This window comes from Xenorhabdus sp. NBAII XenSa04, from assembly GCF_963866145.1.
GTDB classification, from domain to species: domain Bacteria; phylum Pseudomonadota; class Gammaproteobacteria; order Enterobacterales; family Enterobacteriaceae; genus Xenorhabdus; species Xenorhabdus indica.
The window spans coordinates 1-25,046 of record NZ_CAWMEB010000301.1 but is presented as its reverse complement, the minus strand read 5'-3'; the positions used below and the strand labels follow the sequence as shown (position 1 = coordinate 25,046).

Below are 25,046 nucleotides of genomic sequence, written 5' to 3'. Positions count from 1 at the left end.
TAAACCGAGGTTTTTTACAATCCTTAGATCCTTATGATCCTAGCTAAGATCCAATCTCCTATCCCCTGAAAACCAATAAATAGAGGTGAAAATGACCCAATTTAGCTTGTCAAAAAATAACCAAAAACTCGAATTACTTGAAATAATATTGAATAGAATAAATTTTAAACCAATTTTGAGCTAAAAATAGACTAAAAAAGGTCATTGTTTGGTCAATAAAAGACTGCCCTCACAAAAAACTACTCATTTCTCTCTCCTATACAAAAACAAATCAAATATAAAATTAACATATTGATTATTAATAAAAATATTAATATAGATTTGTACCTTCCCCCACACACAGCCAATCGAATGATTTCCCACGTCCAATCCGCCAATATATCAGCACACCTTAACAGGAGAGAACGCTAATATGGCACAAGATTATCATCACGGAGTCCGTGTTCAGGAAATTAATGAAGGTACTCGTACTATCACTACCGTTAGCACTGCTATCGTAGGTATGGTTTGTACTGCTCCTGACGCAGACGAAAAAACATTTCCATTAAATACTCCAGTCCTGATTACTGACGTTATGAGCGCCAGTGGTAAGGCTGGAAAAAAAGGCACTTTGTCTGCATCACTAAAAGCAATTGCTGCTCAGGCTCTGCCTGTGACTGTGGTTGTTCGTGTGGCTGAGGGCGAATCTGAAGAAGTAACCGTTTCTAATATCATCGGTGGTGTCACTGATGCAGGTAAGAAAACCGGTATGCAGGCATTGTTGGCAGCACAAAGCCAACTCGGTGTTAAACCACGCATTCTGGGCGTTCCGGGTCTGGATTCAAAAGCAGTTGCTGTTGAACTGGCAAGTGTTGCTCAGAAACTAAAAGCAATGGCGTATGTCAGCGCTTATGCCTGCAAAAATATCTCAGAAGTGATCAAATATCGCGACAATTTCAATCAGCGTGAGCTGATGCTGATTTGGCCAGATTTCCTGAGTTGGGATACCGTTACCAATAGCGAAGCTATCGCGTTTGCAACCGCTCGTGCTCTGGGTCTGCGCGCCAAAATCGACGAAGAGACTGGCTGGCATAAGACCCTGTCCAACGTTGGTGTCAACGGTGTGACGGGTTTGTCTGCTGATGTCTTCTGGGATCTGCAAGATACCGCGACTGACGCTGATCTGTTGAACAAAAGTGGCGTCACTACACTGATCCGCAAAAACGGTTTCCGCTTCTGGGGTTCCCGTACTTGTGCAGATGATCCACTGTTCCAGTTCGAAAGCTACACCCGTACCGCTCAGGTTCTGGCTGATACGATGGCTGAAGCGCACATGTGGGCAATTGATAAACCACTGACCCCATCGCTGGTACGCGACATTCTCGAAGGTATCAATGCCAAGTTCCGTGAACTGAAAGCAGGTGGCTATATCATCGATGGCCGCTGCTGGTATGACGACAAAGCCAACGATAAAGACACCCTGAAAGCAGGCAAATTGACCATCGATTACGACTATACCCCTGTACCGCCACTGGAAAACATGATGTTACGCCAGCGCATTACAGATAGTTACCTGATGGATTTCGCAAAAAGTATCAATAAATAAGGGGCTAACTGATGGCATTACCTCGCAAACTTAAGTACCTGAACTTGTTCAATGATGGCAACAATTATCAGGGTATTGTGGAAGAGCTAACTCTTCCTAAGCTGAGCCGTAAACTGGAAGCCTACCGCGGTGCCGGTATGAACGGCAGTGCAATGGTGGATCTGGGTCTGGATGAAGGCGCACTGGATGCGGAATTCACTCTGGGTGGCGTCGAAGCTCAACTGTACAAACAGTGGGGCATAGCACAAGTTGATGGCGTTATGTTGCGCTTTGCTGGCTCTTTTGAGCGCGAAGACACGGGTGACGTGGTTGCAGTTGAAGTTGTTATGCGTGGCCGTTTCCAGGAATTCGATCACGGTACTTATAAACAAGGCGACAACACTCAAACCAAAATTACCGCTAAAAACACTTATTTCAAACTGACTTGGGATGGTGAAGAACTGATTGAAATCGACACCGTCAACATGGTTGAGAAAGTGGGCGGAGAAGATCGCCTGGCGCAGCATCGCCGCGCTATCGGTCTTTTTTAATCACTCTTTTATTAACAAATTTAAAACTTATTCCCTGTCTCAATCAGCATAACGCGGCTGAGACAGGTTTTTACTCGGATAAACAAGGTTGAATTATGACTGAAGCACTGAAAACTCAAGATGAAGATCTGCGCACAATCGAATTGGAAGCTCCACTGGCGCGAGGCAACGGAAAAATCACGGAAGTGACGGTACGTAAACCTACCAGTGGTGCGTTGCGCGGTGCTCGTTTACAGGCACTGCTGGAAATGGATGTGGATTCTATGTTGCTGGTTCTGCCACGTGTTACCACTCCTGCATTGACCAAAAATGACCTGATGATGATGTCACCTGGTGATCTGATTAATCTCAGTGTGGAGGTGGTCAATTTTTTGTTGCCGAAGTCGGTCAAGTCCGATTCCCAGAACGATTAACCGTTGATGAACTGGTGGCAGATATTGCCACCGTTTTTCACTGGACTCCGGCAGACACAGATGAAATGTTATTGTCGGAATTATTGGACTGGCGACATCGGGCCATTTTAAGAAGTGGTGCAGAAAATGAGTAATATACAGTCACAGCTTAACAAAGTACTGAGTACTGTTGGTAAGCTGACCAGTTCCTTTAAATCTTTTCAACAGCATCAGAAAAAACTGGTAGGTTCAGTAGATAAAATTTATAACCAGTTTAAAAAACTCAATAAGAGTGTTGAAAAATTAAAACCCATTATAGGTTATGCGCAGGAAACTGCGCGTATGCGGGCCGAACTTAAGGCCTATAATCAAACAATTAAACAATCTTTTTCTGTGCGGCAAAATTCCCCAAAAGTGATACAGGTAAATGCCGCCAGCCAATCAGCTAATGTGGTCCAAATGACCCAGAATGTCCGACAGGAAAATTCATCCAGTAAAAAAAATGAATTTAATCTTGGTGTGACAGGCAATATGACTAACAATTTTAAATTGTTAGATAAATTGGTTATTAATATTAATCCTCAGATAACTATTTTATTTGGCATGCTGAATAAAATTAATGGGGTTTTGAATTTAACTGCTGGTTTTGTAAAAGTCACATTCCAAACATTAATTAGTCATATACAAATATTTGGTAATATCGGCATAAAAGCATTTGATACGTTAAGAATCAGATTAAATATATTTGTCTTGCTGGGGATTCAGGCATTTGTGGAATTAAGGGCCAGTCTGAACTTTTTTGTACAATTAGGTATTCGGGCTTTTGTCGCGCTAAGAACGAGTTTGCGCTTTTTCGTGCAATTGGGGTTGCAGGCATTTGTGGAATTAAGGGCCAGTCTGAACTTCTTTGCGCAGTTGGGAGTTAGTGCTTTTATCGAACTAAAAGCCAGTCTGAATATTTTTGCGCAGTTTGGCATTCAGATTTTTGTTGATCTGAGAGTTAGTCTGAATAAATTTGCGGAATTGGGCCGCCAGGCACTGGATACATTAAAGACCAGCTTGAATACTTTTGCGCAGTTGGGCATTAAGGCTTTGGAGACGTTGAAATCCAGCCTGAATAGGTTTGCAGAATTAGGTAGCCATGCACTGGATACATTAAAGACCAGCTTGAATGCGTTTGTACAGTTAGGGACTCAGGCTCTGAATAAATTAACATATCCTTTAGATATGTTTGTCCAGTTAGGAATCAAAGCCTTTGAAGAGTTAAAAGCCAGCCTCAATTTCTTTGCTCAATTAGGTATTCAGGCGTTGGATAAATTGAAATCCAGCCTGGATACATTTGTGCAGTTGGGACTTAAAGCTTTTGAGGAATTAAAATCCAGCCTGAACTTTTTTGCACAATTAGGTGTTCAAGCGCTGGATAAAATAAAATCCAGTTTGGATGCATTTGTGCAGTTGGGACTTAAAGCTTTTGAGGAATTAAAAGCTAGTCTAAACTTTTTTGCACAATTAGGCGTTCAGGCGTTGGATAAATTAAAGTCCACTCTGGATGCATTTGTGCAGTTGGGAGTTCAGGCACTAAATAAATTAACGGCCCCACTGGATATATTTGCACAACTGGGTACTCAGGCGTTGGATAAATTAAAATCCACACTGGATGCGTTTGTGCAGTTAGGGGTTCAGGCGCTGAATAAATTAACATCTCCGCTGGATATATTCGCTAAATTGGGTATGCAGGCTCTGGAAGAATTAAAAGCCAGCCTCAATTTCTTTGCACAGCTAGGCGTTCAGGCACTGGATAAATTGAAATCCAGTCTGGATATATTTACCCAGATTGGGGTTCAGGGACTGGAAGAATTAAGAGCCAATCTGAATAGATTTGCGCAAGTCGGTATTCAGGCTATGGAGAATTTAAGAGATGGCTTGAAGGCATTCGCACAATTCGGAGCTGAGGCTTTGGAAGCACTAAGAGCTGCCATGGATTTTTTTGGTAGAACCGGGGATAAGGTTTTTGGCTCACTGAATAATGGTGCTGATTTGTTATCTAACAAAGGTAATAAAGATACTTTTGGAAAACAAAGAAGAGGCTTAGGTGCATTAGGGAATATTGGTCAAAAAGTTTTTGGTGTTTTGGGTAATGGCATAAATATTCTGGCAAGTGTTGGTGTAAAAGGCCTGTCTTTTTTAAGTAGTGCTTTCAGCGTGTTAGGTAAGGCAATGCTGTTTATTGGCCGGGCTATGATGGCAAACCCAATTTTTGCTGTTATTGGTATTATCGCAATGGCTGCTATTTATATTTGGCAGAATTGGGAATCATTGGGGGCAAAATTTACTGCCTTATGGGATGGTGTAAAAAATATCTTCGGTATTGCCTGGGAAGGAATTAAAAACCTTGTCAGTACAGCGTGGGAAGGTATTAAGAATTATTTCATGAGTGGTGGGTTAATCGGCATTATTTACCAAAACTGGGACACCATTAAACAAAGTGCCTCAGAAGCTTGGGAGTTTGTTAAAACGATAATAAGTGGGGCTTGGGAATCTGTTAAACAGAGTACATCTGAAATCTGGGAGAGCGTTAAAAAATCAATTTCAGATAAATGGAATGAAATTGTTGCTGATGTTCAGGCTATTCCTGAAAAATTAAAAACGGCTGGGTCAGAAATGATCGATAGTTTGCTAGTTGGTATTCAGGAGAAATGGGAAAACCTGAAAAGTAAGTTTTCCTCAATTACAGATTTTTTTAAATCGTGGTGGTATGGCGATGATAAAAAGGAAATTGCTGTAAAAACATCGCAGGAAATTACTAAGAGCGACACAACACAACAAGCGGCACAAATTACTAAGAGCGACACAACACAACAAGCGGTACAAATCACTAAGCACGATTCAGGAGGATTTATTCCAGCCGGGAAGCTAGGCCTCGTGGGTGAATATGGTCCTGAAATTATTAACGGTCCTGCCAATGTCACCAGTAGAAAAAATACGGCAAAACTGGCTGCTTTGGGGCTTGCTGTCAGCTCAATGTCATTGCCTGCTGCGGCGCAGAATGCCCCGTTGCACGCACAAAGTTTACCTGCTCATGCTTATGAGGAAGTTCAGGCAAAACGGGAGCGGAGCCAGCCACAGCAATACAGTGGCGCAACACCGCAATATAACATCTATGTCTATGGCTCTCAGGGACAGTCCGCTCAGGATATCGCCCGTATGGTCAGACAGGAACTGGAACAACGAGAACGTATGCATCAGGCCCGTATGCGTAGCTCACTTTCTGACAGAGGAGAAGATTTCTTATGATGGCTGCACTTGGTTTATTTGTTTTTATGTTGAAAACCACGCCATACCAAAGTTTTCAGCATAAACAAAGCTGGAGACATGCCTTTAATAGCCGTGTGGGAGCACGGCCTGCATGGCAATTTGTGGGTTCAGATAACGATACGATTACATTATCGGGAGAACTTTATCCTGAACTGACCGGCGGTTCGCTTTCACTGACTGCATTGAAATTGATGGCAGATAGTGGCAAAGCGTGGTCTTTTATTGATGGCAGTGGCTCGATTTACGGCATGTTTGTCATTGAAAGTATTGATGAGACTAAAACCGAATTTATGTCAGGCGGGGCGCCCCGCAAAATTAGCTTTACGCTGACTTTACGGCGGGTAGACAACAATTTGTTTGAGATGTTGGGTGATTTGCAGGATCAGCTATCTGACATCAAGGATAAGTTATCTAAGCCGCTGAGTAAGTTTTCTGAGCTTAAAGATCAGACCAATGGATAAAGTTAAGGAAATATTCTCATGATAGATTTCAGTCAATTGACACCAGGCACAGATTGGATTCCCAAATTTGATTTGATTATTGGGAAAACGGGGGCGCCAGCTTTTCGGTTGGAAACTAATAGCAAAGATATCACAGGAAAAATTCAGTCGCGTTTAATGTCATTAACACTGACAGATAACCGTGGATTGGAATCAGATCAGCTCGATATTGAATTGGATGATGCAGATCGCGAACTTATTTTTCCTTCCCGAGGCGATATTTTGACATTGGAACTGGGGTGGCATGGCCACACTTTAACGCCAAAGGGAAAATATGTCGTTGATGAAATTGAACATTCAGGTACACCTGACCGATTGACTATCCGTGCTCGTAGCGCGGACTTTCGTGGCGACCTGAACGTAAAGCGTGAAGCTTCTTATCATAAACTCACGTTAGAGAACATTGTGAGTACGATTGCTACGAGAAACCAACTGAAATTTCAAGTCAGTGAGGAATTGAAAGGGATCTCTATGCATATTGATCAAACTAACGAATCTGACGTGAGCTTTTTAACGCGGGTGGCTAAGCAGGAAGGCGCGATTGTTTCAGTTAAAAATGGCGAATTGTTGTTTATTTGTCAGGGAAAAAATAAGACTGCAAGTGGTACGCCTATTACTCCTGTTGTGATTACTCGTGAATCAGGGGATAGCCATCGATTCTCTCTGTCTGATCGTGAAGCTTATACTGGTGTGATTGCTCAATGGTGGGACACAGGTACAGCATCTAAACAGACAGTCACTTATCAACGACAGGAGTCGACAAAAACAAAAATTGATGTCTCCGTTCACTACGAAAGCAGCAAAACTAAGTCATCAACTAAAAATCATTCTCAGATAAGTAATAAGTCTTCTAAACATAGGGATAGAGAAAAACTAAAAAAAGAAAAAAAGAAAAATTCGGGTGCTACCGACTTGTCGAAAAAAAATCTTAAACCGAAAGAAGGGAAGAAATCTCCTTATGATAGGACTCGTCGTACAGGAGGAAATCGGCATGACAAAAATAGTCGTAGAGATGAAAGTCACTCCTATTCCTATGAGGAACAGCGAGAATCTGTGCATGGATCTCATCAAACAACGACGAACCAACAACAAACACAAGAGTATTTGCAGGGAACAGCGGAGAATATACTGACACTTTCGCGGATCTATCACAACAAAGCAGAGGCAGAACGTGCTGCCAAAGCAGCCTGGGAAAAAATTCAACGAGGTACAGCGCAGTTTTCTATCACTTTGGCCAGAGGACGTGCTGACATCTATCCTGAAACACCAGTTCTGATTAGGGGGTTTAAACCACAGATAGACGAAACTAATTGGACGATAGTTAAAGTGACTCACAATCTCAATGACAGTGGTTTTACAACATCTTTAGATCTTGAGATTAAGCTTGATGAAATAGAAATCAAACCAGAGGATACCAAAATAAACACTTGATCTCAATATGAGAACTTTGATATATTGTTCACCAGACGAGATAGTGTTATTTCATTAAAAACAATGCTTTCAAGAAAGGTGAATAATTATGATTAAGTGTCCTCTGTGTGGTCAGTCAGCACATACTCGCAGCAGCTTTGAGCATTCCAGCCAAACAAAGGAGCGCTATAACCAATGCCAGAATATCAATTGCGGGGCAACGTTTGTCAGCCATGAAACGTTTGTGCGCTTTATCTCTAAGCCGGGGGAAGTTGAAAGTGTTACACCACATCCAAGGGTAAAAACGAAAAGACAACCTCGCCAGAAAGCTGTTACACAAGCGGCTGTAAGCCAATAAATAATGAAGAAACCTTGCTCCAATTTTTGCCACCTTTATGGTGGCTTTTTTGTGGATGTTTGACAATTTCAGTTCTTGATTTGAGAACTTTATTGTAGGGAAATGACAAACAAATAAGTGCTTTCATGAGACGCCCGCTTTTCAGCGTAGCAGGCGTCAGTCTATGGCAGGGTTACTTCTGAGATTCTGCCTGCAAAATCCTTTGCATCTCATCCTTTATATGCAATTTTTCTTTTTTTAATCGCACAACTTTTTCGTTATAGCCGGCTCCGTTCGGGCCTTCAAGTTGCGATATCTCGTGGTCAAGGCGGTTATGTTTTTCAAACAAGGATTGGAAACGGGGGTGAGATTCTTTCAGGTTAGATACTAAATTGTGATCTTCTGGAAACATGGGACCTCCTATACGAAGTTTGCTACCACACTATGAGTGTAGCAGCCCATTGTAATATCAGATTTGAGAAATATCACATAAAAAATATTTTGTAGAAACTATGTATCTTTCTGATTGTTAATGTAAATTTATTTTATATCCGAGAGAGTTGCTTTTATCTAAAAGAATAGTGGTAAAAATCAGTGCCTTGCCAAAAAAGCATAATTTCTTTAGGGATTTTCGTTGTTATGATCCTCTTGCATTGTTAAACATATCAAGAGGTGAAAAATGAAAAAGTATCTACTTGCTTTAGCTGCTATGGCTGTTTCTGTTTATGCTCAGGCTGATAAACTTGAAAATATAGCTCCTTATCCTGAAGCTTCAAAGGGTATGGTTCGCAGTGTGATTACATTATCACCTGAAAAGAACGAAAATAATTATATGGTGGAGTTGATAATTGGTAAGGATATGTTGGTGGATTGTAATCATCATTCATTCGGCGGCAAGCTTGAAACGAAAACCCTGGAAGGGTGGGGATATAATTACTACGTTTTGGATAAGGTCATGGGTCCTATTTCAACCAAGATGGCATGCCCTGATGGCAAGAAAACTATGAAATTCGTTCAGGTGAATTTAGGAAAAGATGCAGCTGTACGTTATAACAGTAAATTACCAATTGTAGTATATACACCAGATACCATGAAAGTGAAATACCGTATTTGGCATGCGTCAGATAAGATCAATAACGCGGTAGAGAAATAAATTATTAATTAAATAAATCAGCGACCTGAGTTTATTATCATTAAACTCAGGTTGTTATGTATTGAATATGAATGTTGTGTACCTCAGATTAATCTATTCATCATGGTAAATGACTTATTGCCTACTTTCCATTAGATTCAGATATCTTCTATCTGGATAATTATAAAATCATTATTCGTAATGTTTTTCTATCACTTATTTTCTGCTGACAGTTCCTTGCACATACTTAAAAATACTAACTAAACTTTGTTTGGATTCTTTTGCATTCATGCAAATATTATTGAGGATTCATAGAATGTTTAAAAAATTATCAGCGGAGTTATTCGGAACGTTTTGGTTAGTATTTGGAGGGTGTGGAAGCGCTGTTTTAGCTGCGGCATTTCCACAGACAGGGATAGGTTTTGTAGGAGTATCTCTAGCTTTTGGTTTAACTGTTGTGACAATGGCATATGCTGTTGGTCATATTTCCGGGGGGCACTTTAATCCGGCTGTGACATTGGGATTATTTGCTGGTGGGCGTATTTCAGCTAAGGATGTTATTCCTTATATTATTGTTCAGGTAATTGGAGGAATTGCAGCCGCTGCGGTACTTTATCTGATTGCCAGTGGTCAAAGTGGCTTTAATGCAACAGAGAGTGGATTTGCATCTAACGGTTATGGGGAGCATTCTCCTGGGGGATTTTCATTACAATCTGCAATTATCATTGAATTGGTGTTAACAGCATTTTTCTTGATCGTCATTTTTGGCGCGACAGATAAAAATGCGCCAACGAAATTCGCGCCATTGGCAATTGGTTTGGCATTAACTTTGATCCATTTAATTAGCATACCTGTGACAAATACGTCAGTTAACCCTGCAAGAAGTACAGCAGTTGCGATTTTTCAGGGAACCTGGGCTATAGAACAGCTATGGTTATTCTGGTTGGTTCCATTAATTGGGGGAATTATTGGTGGTTTGATATATCGCGGATTATTACAAAAAAATGAGTAAATCATGGAGGTTTTCATATTTTGAAATGCCACACCATTGTGTGGCTTTCTTTTAAGCGTTTTTGTGATAATTTCTTTGCACAGCTAATTTTTCTGAAAAGGAAAAGAAGATGAAAGAAGCGATGGAGTGGAAACGTGACGAATATTGGATCACAACAGATAAAAATAAAATTGATGTGAAATTTGTTCACAATAATCTTACGCAATTATTTTTAGCACTTGGCATTAGTCACTTCTGATGCGGGTTGGTTATATAAAAAATTTGGATTTGTTCCTGTCACAAAACAAGATTTTGTATGGATGTTGGAGAAAACCCAGAATAATTAGCTTGAGTCGTGGCAACAAGGAAACACATTCCCGGAAGCCTTTGCAAACGGTGATGCGTTCATAAAGAAGGGTATAAACCTATCAAAGTCATAAAACAGCCATCATTGACCATACTCTTCATCTTTCAATTCGTGCCAATGGCTGATAATTTTCCCTACGATATCATAATCATAGATTCTTACAGCCCCATCCAGAAATTACGGTCAGTGTCTTTTTCCATTTTATCAATAGGATGTCCGGAAGCTCTTCCCTGAACGCCTCCCAAAGTCTGGTGGATCATAAAACGAGTATGTTAATGGAGCGTGATTGAAGTAGTTTACGGTGGAAAAAGTGACTTTGCAGTATTGCTTTTTTCTGTTTTATTATCAAGAACATTATATGTCATTTTCTTATCACTTAATTAATATTTTTAACAGTAATAAATAGTATAACTTATAAAAAATTTTTCTATATAAAGTGGGCTAAATTAATAAGTTAAAATTTCTAATTAGTTTAATTAAGTGAAATTTCTTCTTTATATTGTTTTTTCCTAAGCTTTTTCTCTTTGCTCATAGATATTAAATGGCTATATTATTTTATATATGTACATGTAATAAAATACATTATATACAACAAATATTATTATTTATGTATTATATGATTGTCATGTATGATTCATGTTAATAAGATGTTACCTTGTTTATTTCCATAGAGGAGGTTGATTATAATATTTTCGACAAGCTTAAGTTTGTCGCTTTTTTATTAATTACCTGATTTTGTCGGCATAACTTATTGTTTAGTTAAGTGAATTTAAAATTCCTGGGTTTTGTGGTTTTTATATTAAAAAAAATTATAACCTTATAACTTTTCAATTTTGTTTTTGAATTTTTTATTGGGTTATATCAAATAATATCATTAGTAAATATCTAATACAGATATTCTGTAGGTAGGAATTATTTGTATTGAAGTGAATATAATAAGCTAGGAATGAATTATGAAATACTTTGATATAGAAAAGGTGTCAGGAAAAATCTTGCAGGAATTATTGCAATATAGACGTCGTTTTCCAACATCTGAACATACAATTGAAAATGAGGAAAAACACGTTGCCGAGGTTCAGTTACCACGTATTCGCGCATTTGTTGAGCAAGGCAAAACGATTAAATGTATCCTGCCAGCGTTTCCGACAAAATCACCAAACCCCCGTAAGGTATTGGGCATTATGCCTGATATGGCAGAAAAATTATCGCTGATTTTTTTGAATTCTTTATGTCAACGTATTCAGCTTTATTATCCCCCAGGGGCGCATATTATTATTTGTTCTGATGGGCATGTATTTAGTGATTTGATACGGGTCAATGATAAAACTGTTACTCTTTATCAATTGGAAATTGAGAAACTGTTACATGAATTGGGATTGACTAATCTCTCGGTATTTAATCTCGGTAATGTTGAGTCATTAACTCAATATACCAGCAATTACGATCAACTACGTGAATTGCTAGTCAGTAACTATGCTTATTCTACTGAGGAGATTAAAGCCACATTGAAAGAAAGCGAAGAGGGTATTCAATTATATCGGGCGATTACTCGTTTCCTTTATGAAGATAGCTTATTACCTGAATATATCGGTTCTAAAAATGCGTTGCAGAAAGATGCCCGCCACCGTTCTGTTGGCGTGATCCAACGTAGTTGGGCTTGGGGAAGTCTGCTGTCAGAACAATTCCCTGAAGCCATCCGTCTTTCTATCCATCCTCAACCTATGGACAACATTAAAATCGGCATCCATATGATGCCTACCCGAGATGACTGGCTGACACCGTGGCATGGTGTCGCAGCCAATATCAATGGTCAGTTTGTGCTGATGAAAAGTGATGAAGTGAAAAAAATGCAAGGCAAATTGGTCGAAATCCGTGGTGTTCCAAGCCATTACTTGATCGAAGGTTTACCTGAGATAAGTCAACAGGATGTACCTCTGGTGACTACATTACAGAATAAGCAAACAGCTTAGGAATATCTCTATCCTCCATCGTTATACTGCACTTTGAGAGAAAGCATTATGTATACAGATAAACTCGATTGTCACATTGAACCGATTACTCCTTTTGGTGTGATGATTACGCCAAATTGGCCTGAGCAGGATGTGGGCACGCTACCTGTTGATACTTTACGTGAGTTAGCTCGTACTCATTTACTGGTTATATTACGCGGTTTTTCTTCCGGTTTTACAGATCCAGAAAAGTTGACTGAGTATTCTCGCCGTTGGGGAGAAATCATGATGTGGCCTTTTGGCGCTGTATTGGATGTGATGGAACATCAGGACCCTTCTGACCATGTATTAGACAGTACTGAAGTACCTCTGCACTGGGATGGGATGTATAGAGAAACTATTCCGGAATTCCAGATATTCCATTGTGTTTCAGCACCAGAAACAACTCAGGGGGGCCGAACCACATTTATTAATACTGAACAGTTGGTCCTTGATGCCAGTGAAGATGAACGTCATAGCTGGAAAAATACTATTGTCACTTACCGTACAAGCCGCGTAACACATTATGGTGGTGAGGTAGTTTCTCCACTGGTTTGTCTTCATCCTGATGGTGAGAAATGGGTAATGCGTTACAACGAACCGATGGCGGTTGACTGTGAAAAATATTCTGATCATCACACTGTCAAATTTGTCGGTCTTTCACCAGAGCAGCAGAAGGTTTTGGAAAAAGATCTGAAGAGCAGGCTTTATGAACCGCGCTATTTCCTTGCTCATCAGTGGCAAACGGGTGATATTGTTATTAGTGATAACTTTACTTTACTACATGGCAGAGAATCTTTTATTGCTCGTTCATCCCGCCATCTCCAAAGGGTACATATTCACGGAACACCAATATGTAATAACACTAGCTTTAAGACTATTTCCACGCCGCCTTCAGATAGTAAGGCAGTTTAATTGAAGGAGATTTGATTTATGGCGCGTATTGTTTTGGCAGCAATTGCAACTCCGGGACATGTTTTTCCCATTTGTTCCATTGCCAGACACTTAATAGAACAGGGACATGATGTAACAATATTCAGTGGTTCTCTTTTTCGGCAACAGTCGGAAGCGCTAGGGGCGAGTTTTGTTGCTTTTGATCCGAGAGTGGATGTTGATTACCGTTATTTGGAAAAAAAGTTTCCTGAACGTGGACAGCATCCGCCGGGAAATGCCCAGACGTCGTTTTCTCTTAAGCAATTTTTTGCCGGGCCGATCCCTGTACTATATCCTCAATTGCAACAACTGGTTGCAGATGCTGATTTGCTGATTGTTGACAATACGTTCTATGCTGTATTGCCCTTATTACAAAAGCCTGCTCATGAACGTATTCCTGTCATGGTGATTGGGGTAAGTCCGCTGTTATTGTCATCTCGGGATGCCATATTCTGGGGTGCACGTATACCGCCCGAATTGCTTCCTGCCGATTTAAAACGTGAACAGTTGGTGGATGAGGAAACTCACAAGCTGATTGCACAGGTCCAGGACGCTTTTAACACAGCTTTGGCCACAGTGAATGCGCCTTTGCTGACACAGGATTATAACGATGTCATTCTGAAACAATCTGATCGTTTCTTGCAATTGGCAACTCAGTCATTTGAATTTCCGCGTGATGATCTGCCCGAAACACTGGATTTTATTGGTGCGCTGAAAGTTGATGTACAGGATGATAAAAAAGAACTGGAATGGCCTGATGAGAGTTTGCCACTTATACTGGTTACCCAAGGTACATTGGCGAATGTTGATTTCAATCAGTTAATAATACCGACTTTGCATGCCCTGGCGAATTTACCAGTACGCGTTTTGGCTATCACCGCAGGAAGACCGGCTGAAATGTTGGGTGAATCAATACCGGATAATGCCAGAGTAGTGGAATATCTTAACTTTGAATATTGGCTTCCCCGTTCAGCAATTTTTATGACTAATGGTGGATATGGTTCTCTCAATGCAGCAATTCGTCATGGTGTACCTATGGTTGTGGCTGGTACAGGAGATGGTAAGCTGGAAGCGGTTGCCCGTGTTATCTGGGCACGCTGTGGTATCAGCCTGAATACAGATACACCGAGTGAACAACAGCTTTATCAGGCAGTCACACGGATACTTTCTTCTCCTGAATGGTATCAGCAGGCGCAGAAACTTAAGGCAGATTATGCTGCTCATAACGCTCTGGAGTCTATTACATTCCATGTTAATAAATTGCTTGCACAGTCGGTTTAAGTAGCGACAGAGATCATGGTTTAATTTCAAGTTGCAGCCAACAAATCTGCAACTTGAAAAGCAAAAAGGATAGGAGAAATGATTTTAAAAAGTATCAGGCTTTTTCTCGAATACCTTCCAACGAAATATTCAGTTCAACTTCCTGAGATTTGGGCCCTAAATCAGTTTTAATATTAAAATCTTTCAATTTAAGTTTCCCGTTAGCTTCAAAACCTGCGCGATACCCGCCCCACGGATCTTTACCTTCGCCCATTAGTCTTGCTTGCAGCGTTACTGGTTTAGTCACACCATTCAATGTCAGATTACCGATAATTTTGTAGTGCTCTCCCTCTTTCTCCACCTTGGTTGAAGTAAATTTGGCTTCCGGATGTTTTGTGGTATTTAAAAAATCGGCACTGCGTAAGTGTTTATCGCGTTCAGCATGGTTTGTCTCTACGCTATCTGTTTTTATAACGACATTGACCTTATCCGTTGTTGGATTGTTTGCATCGAAAGTAAAATCACCATCAAATTTTTTAAAGCTACCGTAAAGCCAGCTCATACCTAAATGTTGGATACGAAACTCGATAAAGGCGTGCTGGCCAGCAGTATCAATTTTATAGTTAGCAGCGATTGCTGAGCCTGCACTCATAAATAAAGCACCTGCTGTCAGGCCGATTAGCGTCTTTTTCAACATAATGATTCTCCATAATTTATTTTGAGTCGGGAGGGAGTCCAAACATTCTTTTTAACGTACTATCGCGGTCAATAAAATGATGCTTCAGAGCTGCAAGCCCATGTAATAGCGAAAGCACAACGACCAGCCAGGCAAGATAGAGGTGGATAATACCGGCTGTATCTGCTTGTACACCTTGTTTTGCCAGTGTGGCGGGGATATCAAACCATCCAAAAACACTGATAGGCTGACCATCCGCTGTAGAGATAAAATATCCGCTGAATAAAATGCCAAACAAGGCGATATAAAGAGTGAACTGAACCAAGTTTGAACTGATTCGTGTAAGTTGGCTGTAACTACTCAGGGGTTTTGGCGGAGGAGAAATAAATCGCCAGATAACACGAATGGCCATAATAATAAAAATTAAAAAACCGATGCTTTTATGAAGAATGGGAGCTCGATGATACCAGGTATCGTAATAACTTAATGTGACCATCCATAAACCTAGAGCGAACATTCCATAAACAGCAAGCGCAATTAACCAGTGGATTAAAACAGAGATATGACCAAATTGCCTGGAAGTGTTTTTTAACAACATATTGTTTCCTTATTTTTGATCACTTACAAAATACAATCTTTTAACATAGATAGTAAACAGAAATGAAAAAAAATGAACATCATAATAGATGAAAGTTTAGTATTATTTTTGTGAATCTTCACCAAATAATTTGTTTAAGAATATCAAAAATTATCAATAATAAAATTAGCTGGTGTATTTTTGATAGAATAAAAAACAAATGGAATATTTATATTCCTATTCGATATATAAAAAATAAATTAAATTAATTAAAGATGGGTTGAAAAATTATTTCTTACTTTAGGGATACAGTTAAATAATTAAAGAGTTAGTGCAACTATAACATATGGCACTATTTCATATATGTATAAATTTCACATACAACTATCGCACATGTAAAAATAACAATATTAATTTATATATTTATTTACTCATATGGTCAGAAATTGTAATGTTACATGTGCAATATTTCATCATCATACCCAATATACTTCTAATTTCAGCCAACAAAGCGGTAAATTGAATTATGCAGGGGCTAACAGAGAGAAATAAAATGTATACATTATGGATAGCGAATAAAAACTACTCTTCCTGGTCACTACGTCCGTGGATTTTACTCAAGGCGCTGAATATTCCTTTCAATGAGCAGTTGAGTTACTTTGAGGATAGCAAAAGTAGCCATGAGAAATTCAAAGCATTCTCGCCTTCTGGTCTTGTTCCTTGTTTAGTGGATGGTGATATTACTGTTTGGGATTCATTGGCTATTGCTGAATATATTTCAGAGGATCATGCGCAGGTCTGGCCAAAAGATCGTATTGCCAGAGCATGGGCAAGGAGTGCTGCGGCAGAAATGCACTCTGGTTTTACGACATTGCGCCAAATGTGCGCCATGAATTGCACAAATACACTTAAATTAGAAAAAATAACGCCTGAATTACAAAATGATCTTGATCGTCTTGATACACTCTGGACTGAAGGGTTAAGCAAGTTTGGTGGTAAATGGCTGGCGGGAGATTCGTTTACAGCAGTAGATGCCTTTTTTGCTCCAGTGGTTTTCCGTGCCCGGACTTACGGGTTAACATTTTCTGCTACCAGTCAGGCATGGATTGATCGCATGCTTAATCATCCGGCGATGATAGAGTGGGTAGAAGCCGCAGTAAAAGAGCCTATAATAGCATATTAATTATACAGCTGGTTATTTTTGGCAGTGGCAAAATTTTTGACCAGCGTACGTAATAAATAAGCTTTCATAATAACGATACACTCATTATCTTTATCCCGGGTTTTATGAATAAATTTTTTCATCAGGCGTCGTTCACTTCGGGGTACTGGTGCTATGATTGGCATCACTCAGCTCATTTTGGTTTTTTTTTGGTTTGGCGATTAATCAGATCGCAAAAATTGGACTGAGTTCCCTCCAAGTGATCTACTATTTTGAAAGCTTATTTATACGATAAAAAAGCACAGTATAAAAAGAGTTAACAAATTAGTGAACTAAAAACCAAGTATGGCAAAATCAGCCGAAGACAATTTACCAATATTTCCAACAAATAATTCCCGCGAAAAATAATGAAAGAAATTACTTTTATCCCTGTACAAATGACCGCCATCAATGAACCTTTTTTCACGGACATACAAAGAGGCCAATTATCTGATCACCCTGAGATTCAAGTTATGCTGACTTATTTTGCTCCCAACGTCTATCAGGATAATTTATTTGATAAATATGGCATTACTTACCCCACACGGTTGCATAACGCTGTTACCAAACGACGGGCAGAATATCTGGCAGCTCGTTACTGCACCCGACAGATATTGAAGACCATGGGGCATCCTGAGTTTCAGGTGGAAACAGCAAAAGATCGTTCCCCTGTCTGGCCTGAAAGAATTTACGGTTCCATCTCTCATTCAACCCATTGCGCTATCGTTTTTGCTGCTTCCAGCGATAAATATCAACTAATAGGCATTGATATCGAAAAGGAAATTAAACAGGACACCATCGACAGTGTTTCAGCCAGTATTATCAATGAAGCTGAGGCTGAATTACTTTCAAAATGCTCACTTTCTTTTATTCAGGCTTTTACGCTCGTTTTTTCCATTAAAGAGAGTCTTTTTAAAGCGCTCTATCCCCATGTAAAGCGATTTTTCGATTTCCATGCAGCAGAGATTATGGAAATTGACGGTATCCATCGCACTATAACCATTAAATTACGACAAACACTATCTGATAAATATCAAGCGGGTTGCCAGTTCCATGGAAATTTCGTTCTGATGCCACAACAACAGATATTGACCTATATTGTGGGATAAAAATAGGGGATGAAAAACTCGAAAGATTTGACGACGCAACTTACCAAGCTGCAACTTGCAAGATGAGATGACAAAATACATGCCAGTTCATAATTTACTGGCATGTTACATCGATATGATTTAGCCCAGTATTACTTAACTCTTCCGGTTGCCCGCGCATAAGAGAACAGCCCACCAGCAGCAACAATATTGGCCAGTTCTCCCACAGGGTCAGTCGGATATTGTTCACCACTTTTCAACACAGTCACCGTCTGGTTTTCAATATCAATCTCAACACTGTCTCCCGTAACTAATTTGTCACACAGACGCTCCTGTGCCGCAACAGGTAACAATTCTCCGGTAGAAACACAATTACGGAAGAAAATACGGGCATAAGATTGCGCTAAAATCGCCTTTACGCCAGAAGCACCTAAAGCAGCCACTGCATGTTCACGGGAAGAGCCACAACCAAAATTCTGCCCTGCCACAATAATCGGATATTTTGCTTTTCCCTTTTCTTCATCAATAAAAGGCAACGATCCTTCCGGTAATCCGCACATCGCCAATGAAGCCAACTGCGCATAGCCTTCAGGCGTAGATGGATTTACTTTGATATATTCTCCGGCCAGAATCTGGTCAGTATCAATATTGTCAGCCAATACATAGACCTGACCACGAATGATATTTTCCTTTTGTTCATTCAAAACAACATCACTCATAGCAACATCACTCATAAAAATTCTCCCGGATTGGTGATCTGACCGGTAATCGCTGCCGCAGCAACAGAATAAGGGGAAGCAAGATAAATATTGGCACGTTTATGCCCCATTCTTCCGATAAAATTACGGTTGGTGGTGGATATCACTGATATTGGATCATTAACACGACCAAAGGTATCCGGCGGGCCACCGCAGCAGGCGGCACATCCAGATTCAGCAGAAAGTTTCACTCCTGCATCGCTTAAGATTTGATAGACAGACATACCATCAATCTGGGTGGTGATAGTTTTATGGAACACTTCTTTTGTTGCCGGCACAGCATAAGTCGGAATTTTGACTTTATGCCCTTTTATAATACGGGCGGCGGCAACAAAATCTTCCAGTTTGCCGCCTGTACAGGAGCCGATATACGCCTGTGAAATCGCAACATTGGCAACCTGCTCAATGGAAACAACATTATCTGGGGAATGGGGTTTGGCAATCTTCGGCTGCATATCAGAAACATCGATATTTAACACCCTTGTATATTGTGCGTCCTCATCGGGGTAAACGATGTCAAAAGGAATATCATTTCTCTCTGCCAGATAATCGAGCGTCGCCTGATTCGGCACCATAATGCCATTTTTAGCGCCACATTCAACGACCATATTGCAAATCGTCATTCGCTCTTCGACAGATAATTCATCAATGACATTTCCACCAAACTCGATAGCCTGATATGTTGCTCCATCCACAGTTAATTCCGCCAATACCGCCAAGATCATATCTTTAGCCAGAACATGAACGGGTTTAGTCCCGATAAAGTTCACACGAATAGAGCTCGGAACTTTGAGCGGAATTTCTCCCGTTCCTATCGCATAAGCGGCATCAGTAATGCCTAACCCAATCGCAAATGTACCAAAAGCCCCCGCAGTCACCGTGTGGGAATCTGTACCCAACAGGACTTCTCCGGGACGGGTATGCCCTCCCTCAGCCAGCCCGATATGACAAACTCCCTTATAATTAGGCGTCCCTACATCATAGAAATATTTAATCTTCTGCTCAGCGGCAAATTCACGCATTACCCGAATATTCTGATTAGCCTGTGGATCAGCGGAATAGACAAAATGATCGGGGATCATAATAAAACGGTCAGGATCCCATATCTTGGCATCCTGACCGAACTCTTTTTTAAATACACTGGCGACACCCGGCGTACAGGGATCGTGAGACATTAAAATATCCACTTTCGCCCAAACCACTTCACCCGGAGTGACATGTTTGTGCCCACTTGCTCGTGCGAGAATTTTTTGAGTTATAGTTTGGTTCATCTCACATTGTCCTCCAAAAAATTTAGACATACTGAAAAAGAAAAAATTGTAATCCTGATAAGATTACTACTCTTTATTCTGGAGAAATGCCATCATATAGCACACTGTTTCTATAATGAAACAATCGTTCGTCACAAGAAAAACTTCCACCAGGAATATTGGTATTTCTTCGCAGAACTTGTGATATGTTATGGTTTTTCGGAATAAATCATCAGATTACTTTATGAATAATATTGAGAATCTTACCTCAATGGTGATCTTTGCCCATGTAGTGGAGACACTGAGTTTTACCGAAACGGCAAAATCATTAAGGCTGTCCAAGTCTTCTGTCAGCCGTGAAATTGCACAGCTAGAAGTCAGATTGGGCACTCAATTACTCAACCGAACCACACGCAAAATCCAGGTGACAGAAGTCGGGATGAATTATTACCAGTACTGCCACCGTATTCTTGATGAAGCCAAAAATGCCGAACGTTTTATCCGCAATTTTCATGAAGAGCCAATGGGTAGCCTGCGCCTGATTGCTCCGGTATCCTTTGGTAGCCAATGTATTGTTCCTGTCCTGAACAATTTTGTCGCCGGGAATATCCATGTCAGTGTTGATCTGGAACTGACAGACAGAATTATTAATATGCAAGATGATCACTGCGATATAGCCGTTGTGATAGGACGTGAAACACCAAATCATCCACTTGTTATGCCTCTGATTGATATCACTTGGGGGCTTTACGCCGCTCCAGACTATATCAAGCAGTTTTCAGCCATCAAGAAACCGGAAGATCTTCCCCGCTATGATTACCTGCTCTTCCGTGGCCCCGCACATACTATTTCTCTGCCGTTTAGAAAAGAAAGGCATAAATTTGATATTGAAGTACGCAGCCGATTTCGCATCAATAACAGCGTAGCATTGATGAGTTCTGCGCTGGCTGGTGCTGGTATTGCCTATCTGCCGGATTACATCACCCATGAATCCGTAGCAGCCGGAAAGTTAATACGACTTCTTCCCGAATGGAACATGGATATCTATCAGTCCTGGATATTGTTTAAATCAGAAGAGACACTCTCTTCACGTGTACGGTTTTTTGCCAACACCTTACAGCATAAGCTGAGACAAGATCTGGAAAATGACAGACAGAAATAAGCCAAGAAAATTTTTACGAGTACAGCACAGTATCCACAATGCTGTACCCGCAACGAATATCACCCTGTCAGACCAACAATGATCAGTAACAGTTATCTATCAATAATAGTTACCGTGACGGTAATCCCAAGTCGTGAAAATATCAGACATCATTACCATAATTTTGTTGACATCCAACCCCTTACGGATCAATACCGGACACGGCGTAATATCACGCTGACCATTTTGTACCGGAACTAATTTGCCGTTTTCATCCACCATTGAAATCATCACACCCTGTTCATAACGGGTTTGTTCAGTTTCATTTGGCTGGATAGATTTAACATAATCATTAGCGGCAATAATCAAATCTGCACGCTCTTCAATACGTTCACCGATACATTCAACCAATCCCCGATTACCTTTACCTGATGGATTAGCTGAACTGGCAAAAGAGAATTTACCGTATTTTTCCCACAATGCTTTCGCCAGAATTTCGCCGGGTTTACCGAATTTAATCACGAAGCAGCTTGTACCACGATTATCCATCATCAATTCTTTGGAACCATCATCGGGAATGCGACTTACAGCTTCTTCTTTCCATGGCAAAATACAACCCAGTAATACATCTGCATCCCAATGTTTTTGATAAAGTTCTTCAATTTCCGGGTTAAGCTGAGCCAGCTCTTTAAGTTGTTTCAGAGATCCACACAGCACTACTCCCGGTTTATTGCGATTACGCTGCTTGGCTTCAAATTTACGTTCCAGCCCCTTCGCATCGGAAGTCATAATGATGTAGCCCACTTTAGTTGGACAAACAATCATTCCACCATCATTAGACAGGATCTCTACCGCTTCCTGCTGTATCCCTTGGTTCCATTGAATTTTTTTACCGCTCATATATTGATACCCTTTAACTTAAAACTGAAGAACGATTAATCCGTTAACGCTGGTAGTAACCGGTAATAGTGGCTGTTGCCAGAGTATTGGCCTGGATCATAAAACGCGCAACCGCGTTTGTTGTTTCTGAATCAATACCCAGTTTCTCTACCGATAAGGCATGTACCGTAAAAATATAGCGATGAGCTTTATCTCCCTCAGGAGGACAAGGCCCGCCAAAGCCGAACACGCCATAATCATTTTTACTTTGGATCACACCAGCTGGCTGCTTATTGCCATCACTCCGTCCCGCATTTGCGGGTAAAGTTTGTATTTCCAGCGGAATATCAAAAACAACCCAATGCCAGAAACCGCTGCCTGTTGGCGCATCCGGATCATAGACCGTAATAGCAAAACTTTTTGTTCCGGCTGGAACATTTGTCCAGGCAAGCTCAGGTGAACGGTTACCACCATTGGCACCAAATTCGTTAAATTCATGCTCTTTGCGCAAGAAGTCATTATTCTTAAATTCAGTTGAAGTGATTATCATGCTTCTCTCCTCATCGAAATGCCTTTTAAAACATCCTAACGCAGTTTTTCTATGCTGCAAGATTAAGCTATGATTTTGCCTGATTGTTTCAATTTGGGAACAATAAGTGAGTTTTGGGGGGATTTTTTTATTTATATGATTGCGGTAAGGATAGAGTAGAGAAAGAATCTATGGTCATCTCATTTTTGCAACACTGATTTTGAATTATGATGGGGTTACTTAAAATTATCCGACATGTACTAGTGTGATCACCGAGGGAGACTGTCGGATATTATGGAGAACGCAAGGGTCTTGTTGAGACAGGTTCTTACCGGAACAAAATGCATACCAGGCCGATTCGCAGCTTCACTGATTGCCAAAGCATCATTGGCATCATTTTTATGGTTTTTAACGAAGGCTCTCACGTGCTGAGGAGGAATAGGGCAAACCTCAAAACCAAGATGTTCAATCGTTCATCCCCAATAGTGGGCGGTACTACAGGTCATCATGGCAATCAAAGTACTGGGTTCCATTGTCTGACAGCATCCAGTAACCGACTTCGGGTAATTTTTTTATTAAACACAACATGGTTACCGGTAAGTAAACAGGGCTGAAAAACAGATTTAGCTAGATCAATACCAAGAATTTCATGATGCATGATGGGCGCTCCCATAAAATGAATATGCTTATTTCATTTTGGTACAATTGACGCCATATGGGACGTTCCATCTCATCAGATTTGGGTTAAATTCTTTTCAGCCCAAACCCGTTTTTCATCCAGTAAAGTTTCCATTGGCATTCGACCACAATAGATTTTGCCCTGATATACCAACCACCATTGAAGATGCTTGATTTCTTATCCAAACCAGATCATGCTTACAACCACGAAAATTCATCTGACACCAAAACAAAAACGTGCCCTCGAATTGATGCATGAGACAACTCGTGACAGTCGAGTCTGTGATCGCATTAAGGCCGTGCTTTTGGCCTCCGAAGGCTGGACAGCTCAGATGATTGCACAGGCCTTGCGTATTCATGAAGATTGATTATTTGACGGCAAATTTGATGCATACTACCCTCAAATTGTGGCCTATGTCCGGGCACGTTGGCAGGCGTCTTTCAGCGTGGGTGGAATGACGAAATGGCTTCACCGCCAAGGTTTCAGCTACAAAAAACCAAACGGAGTGCCTCATAAATTTGATGCGGATAAACAGCAACAATTTATTGATGACTACCAGTCTCTGAAAAATAGTTGTAATGCACTACCAGTCATCCAGATCTTGTTGCAGTCCTTCAAGGCTCCTTTAGAGCTTCTTGCGGAAGGCTATCTGATTAAACGCTTAAAGGATCATTTTATGAAAACGTTTACAAATACCATTGGTTTTGGGCGACATCACTTTCCTTTTGGTGTGGTCTATATCACTTCTCGCGAGGTAGAGCTTATAGTCATGTTTATCCACTTACCACAGCATTCCGTTCTCCGGTCAATTAATATACGTAACAGACAAATAATGTTCTTCATATAACAGCAATACCTTACCGTTAAGTAAATCTGCGAGGTAATCGGGGTTTTGGTCGTGTAAAGCTTACAGTGAGCCACCTTACTGTAAGTATCAATATACGTTTGCTGATAAATCCGCCGACGCCTTTGAAATTCCCCACATAAACCAGGGGCCCCAGATAACCGGGATGTTCGGTTTCAATTTCACCGCACGCTTCATCATCCTGTTTTTTTTCCAGCGCGATGAGTTGCATTCTGTCAGGATGATGCCTTCAGTGCCGACTTCCTCCTCCTCGAACGCTTTCAACCGTTTTTTAAAGTTTAGTCAGTTGGTGAACCGAACGCATCCAGTTGATAAAATAGAGAGGAAACGTTCTAGTTTGATCCGAGAAATAATCCGGGCAAAGGTGTCATCAACAGGAATGCCTTCTTTAAACATGCCTTGTTTAAGGAACCAGTCATGATGACCTTCAGTATATTCCTGAATATCACTCCAGCCCTCAGCGCCAGCAATCACCGCACGAAGTGCGGCAAACAGAGGGCCATCAACTTTAGCTGTCTGGCACGGATATTCGATATTTGAAAAATGTTCGGTAGGGCTTTCAAGAGAGAGTATAAGATCACAGCTATTCGATCGAATCAATGAATTTATTTCTGATTAGAAAATATTCACGCTCTTGCCCTAAGTTATATACCAATCTAACTT

25 protein-coding genes and 3 pseudogenes are annotated in these 25,046 nt (G+C 40.6%); 18 read left to right on the top strand and 10 right to left on the bottom strand.

Translation table 11 applies throughout. From position 1 onward, the window contains the following. The first annotated feature begins 412 nt into the window (after positions 1–412). From AAC147_RS10880 to AAC147_RS10845, 8 genes are all read left to right on the top strand, one after another. Entirely contained in the window at positions 413–1,585 is a 1,173-nt protein-coding gene (locus AAC147_RS10880; RefSeq protein WP_047680886.1) for a phage tail sheath protein, read from the top strand. An 11-nt stretch (positions 1,586–1,596) separates the two neighbouring features. Then, positions 1,597–2,115 carry a phage major tail tube protein gene (locus tag AAC147_RS10875; protein ID WP_047680885.1) on the top strand — a complete coding sequence of 173 codons (519 nt, stop codon included), beginning with the start codon at positions 1,597–1,599 and terminating at the stop codon, positions 2,113–2,115. Between the two features lie 95 nt (positions 2,116–2,210). Further along, positions 2,211–2,528 (top strand): phage tail assembly protein, encoded by a 318-nt coding sequence (locus AAC147_RS10870; RefSeq protein ID WP_047680883.1) that lies wholly within the window; start codon positions 2,211–2,213, stop codon positions 2,526–2,528. 14 nt (positions 2,529–2,542) lie between these two features. Further along, positions 2,543–2,662, top strand: coding sequence for a GpE family phage tail protein (locus tag AAC147_RS10865; RefSeq protein ID WP_197056368.1), 120 nt, complete (start codon positions 2,543–2,545; stop codon positions 2,660–2,662). Continuing rightward, complete coding sequence (locus AAC147_RS10860) at positions 2,655–5,801, top strand: tail protein (RefSeq protein ID WP_047680880.1); 3,147 nt, start codon at positions 2,655–2,657, stop codon at positions 5,799–5,801. The genes AAC147_RS10865 and AAC147_RS10860 overlap by 8 nt, the downstream gene beginning before the upstream one ends. Continuing rightward, complete coding sequence (locus AAC147_RS10855; RefSeq protein ID WP_047680877.1) at positions 5,798–6,283, top strand: phage tail protein; 486 nt, start codon at positions 5,798–5,800, stop codon at positions 6,281–6,283. The genes AAC147_RS10860 and AAC147_RS10855 overlap by 4 nt, the downstream gene beginning before the upstream one ends. A gap of 18 nt (positions 6,284–6,301) precedes the next feature. Beyond that, the gene (locus tag AAC147_RS10850; protein WP_047680874.1) at positions 6,302–7,753 is read left to right on the top strand and encodes a contractile injection system protein, VgrG/Pvc8 family; all 1,452 of its coding nucleotides are present in this window, start codon (positions 6,302–6,304) and stop codon (positions 7,751–7,753) included. A gap of 88 nt (positions 7,754–7,841) precedes the next feature. Next, positions 7,842–8,090 (top strand): ogr/Delta-like zinc finger family protein, encoded by a 249-nt coding sequence (locus AAC147_RS10845; protein WP_047680871.1) that lies wholly within the window; start codon positions 7,842–7,844, stop codon positions 8,088–8,090. A gap of 172 nt (positions 8,091–8,262) precedes the next feature. Here the strand turns inward: AAC147_RS10845 and AAC147_RS10840 are convergent, their stop codons facing one another. Continuing rightward, on the bottom strand, positions 8,263–8,481 hold the full coding sequence (locus AAC147_RS10840) for a YdcH family protein (RefSeq protein WP_047680869.1): 219 nt from the start codon (positions 8,479–8,481) through the stop codon (positions 8,263–8,265). Between the two features lie 267 nt (positions 8,482–8,748). Between AAC147_RS10840 and eco the strand changes: the two genes are divergently transcribed. The 6 genes from eco (at position 8,749) to AAC147_RS10810 (ending at position 14,761) form a co-directional block, all read left to right on the top strand. After that, on the top strand, positions 8,749–9,222 hold the full coding sequence (gene eco / locus AAC147_RS10835; protein ID WP_047680867.1) for a serine protease inhibitor ecotin: 474 nt from the start codon (positions 8,749–8,751) through the stop codon (positions 9,220–9,222). 295 nt (positions 9,223–9,517) lie between these two features. Further along, positions 9,518–10,213, top strand: coding sequence for an aquaporin Z (aqpZ, locus tag AAC147_RS10830; protein ID WP_047680865.1), 696 nt, complete (start codon positions 9,518–9,520; stop codon positions 10,211–10,213). A 109-nt stretch (positions 10,214–10,322) separates the two neighbouring features. After that, positions 10,323–10,451 carry a hypothetical protein gene (locus AAC147_RS10825; protein WP_255347638.1) on the top strand — a complete coding sequence of 43 codons (129 nt, stop codon included), beginning with the start codon at positions 10,323–10,325 and terminating at the stop codon, positions 10,449–10,451. Between the two features lie 1,061 nt (positions 10,452–11,512). Further along, positions 11,513–12,529, top strand: a complete 1,017-nt coding sequence (gene pvcA / locus AAC147_RS10820; protein WP_047680863.1) for an L-tyrosine isonitrile synthase — start codon at positions 11,513–11,515, stop codon at positions 12,527–12,529. Positions 12,530–12,577: 48 nt separating this feature from the next. Continuing rightward, positions 12,578–13,462: a tyrosine isonitrile desaturase/decarboxylase gene (gene pvcB / locus AAC147_RS10815; protein ID WP_047680860.1), complete on the top strand. Its 885-nt coding sequence runs from the start codon at positions 12,578–12,580 to the stop codon at positions 13,460–13,462. 18 nt (positions 13,463–13,480) lie between these two features. Then, positions 13,481–14,761: a glycosyltransferase gene (locus tag AAC147_RS10810; protein WP_047680857.1), complete on the top strand. Its 1,281-nt coding sequence runs from the start codon at positions 13,481–13,483 to the stop codon at positions 14,759–14,761. 94 nt (positions 14,762–14,855) lie between these two features. On the opposite strand, the gene AAC147_RS10805 is transcribed toward AAC147_RS10810, so the two are convergent. Together AAC147_RS10805 and AAC147_RS10800 are read right to left on the bottom strand one after the other, a co-directional pair. Continuing rightward, on the bottom strand, positions 14,856–15,437 hold the full coding sequence (locus tag AAC147_RS10805; RefSeq protein ID WP_047680854.1) for a YceI family protein: 582 nt from the start codon (positions 15,435–15,437) through the stop codon (positions 14,856–14,858). A 16-nt stretch (positions 15,438–15,453) separates the two neighbouring features. After that, on the bottom strand, positions 15,454–16,014 hold the full coding sequence (locus AAC147_RS10800) for a cytochrome b (protein ID WP_047680852.1): 561 nt from the start codon (positions 16,012–16,014) through the stop codon (positions 15,454–15,456). A 532-nt stretch (positions 16,015–16,546) separates the two neighbouring features. On the opposite strand from AAC147_RS10800, the gene AAC147_RS10795 reads away from it, so the two are divergent. Together AAC147_RS10795 and AAC147_RS10790 are read left to right on the top strand one after the other, a co-directional pair. Beyond that, the gene (locus AAC147_RS10795) at positions 16,547–17,176 is read left to right on the top strand and encodes a glutathione S-transferase family protein (protein ID WP_047680849.1); all 630 of its coding nucleotides are present in this window, start codon (positions 16,547–16,549) and stop codon (positions 17,174–17,176) included. Positions 17,177–17,562: 386 nt separating this feature from the next. Next, the gene (locus AAC147_RS10790; protein WP_047680846.1) at positions 17,563–18,303 is read left to right on the top strand and encodes a 4'-phosphopantetheinyl transferase family protein; all 741 of its coding nucleotides are present in this window, start codon (positions 17,563–17,565) and stop codon (positions 18,301–18,303) included. A gap of 131 nt (positions 18,304–18,434) precedes the next feature. Here AAC147_RS10790 and AAC147_RS10785 read toward each other — a convergent pair whose 3' ends face one another. Together AAC147_RS10785 and AAC147_RS10780 are read right to left on the bottom strand one after the other, a co-directional pair. Beyond that, the gene (locus tag AAC147_RS10785) at positions 18,435–19,016 is read right to left on the bottom strand and encodes a LeuD/DmdB family oxidoreductase small subunit (protein WP_231571388.1); all 582 of its coding nucleotides are present in this window, start codon (positions 19,014–19,016) and stop codon (positions 18,435–18,437) included. Continuing rightward, the gene (locus AAC147_RS10780) at positions 19,013–20,311 is read right to left on the bottom strand and encodes a 3-isopropylmalate dehydratase large subunit (RefSeq protein WP_047680843.1); all 1,299 of its coding nucleotides are present in this window, start codon (positions 20,309–20,311) and stop codon (positions 19,013–19,015) included. Before AAC147_RS10780 ends, AAC147_RS10785 begins: the two co-directional genes overlap by 4 nt. A gap of 223 nt (positions 20,312–20,534) precedes the next feature. On the opposite strand from AAC147_RS10780, the gene AAC147_RS10775 reads away from it, so the two are divergent. Beyond that, the gene (locus AAC147_RS10775; RefSeq protein WP_047680888.1) at positions 20,535–21,452 is read left to right on the top strand and encodes a LysR family transcriptional regulator; all 918 of its coding nucleotides are present in this window, start codon (positions 20,535–20,537) and stop codon (positions 21,450–21,452) included. A 99-nt stretch (positions 21,453–21,551) separates the two neighbouring features. On the opposite strand, the gene AAC147_RS10770 is transcribed toward AAC147_RS10775, so the two are convergent. The 3 genes from AAC147_RS10770 to AAC147_RS10760 all read right to left on the bottom strand — a co-directional run bounded on the left by AAC147_RS10770 (position 21,552) and on the right by AAC147_RS10760 (position 23,497). After that, entirely contained in the window at positions 21,552–22,331 is a 780-nt protein-coding gene (locus AAC147_RS10770) for an L-threonylcarbamoyladenylate synthase (RefSeq protein ID WP_047680840.1), read from the bottom strand. A 43-nt stretch (positions 22,332–22,374) separates the two neighbouring features. Continuing rightward, positions 22,375–22,860: a YbhB/YbcL family Raf kinase inhibitor-like protein gene (locus AAC147_RS10765; RefSeq protein WP_047680837.1), complete on the bottom strand. Its 486-nt coding sequence runs from the start codon at positions 22,858–22,860 to the stop codon at positions 22,375–22,377. 493 nt (positions 22,861–23,353) lie between these two features. Then, positions 23,354–23,497, bottom strand: coding sequence for a hypothetical protein (locus AAC147_RS10760; protein ID WP_156115345.1), 144 nt, complete (start codon positions 23,495–23,497; stop codon positions 23,354–23,356). Between the two features lie 214 nt (positions 23,498–23,711). On the opposite strand from AAC147_RS10760, the pseudogene AAC147_RS10755 reads away from it, so the two are divergent. Further along, positions 23,712–24,113: pseudogene (locus tag AAC147_RS10755) on the top strand (winged helix-turn-helix domain-containing protein); the annotation flags it as partial. Between the two features lie 33 nt (positions 24,114–24,146). On the opposite strand, the pseudogene AAC147_RS10750 reads toward AAC147_RS10755, so the two are convergent. Both AAC147_RS10750 and AAC147_RS20115 read right to left on the bottom strand, forming a co-directional pair. Further along, a pseudogene (locus AAC147_RS10750) lies at positions 24,147–24,662 on the bottom strand (IS481 family transposase); the annotation flags it as partial. Continuing rightward, positions 24,661–24,956: pseudogene (locus AAC147_RS20115) on the bottom strand (ISAs1 family transposase); the annotation flags it as partial. The pseudogenes AAC147_RS10750 and AAC147_RS20115, both read right to left, overlap by 2 nt. Between the last annotated feature and the right edge of the window lie 90 nt (positions 24,957–25,046).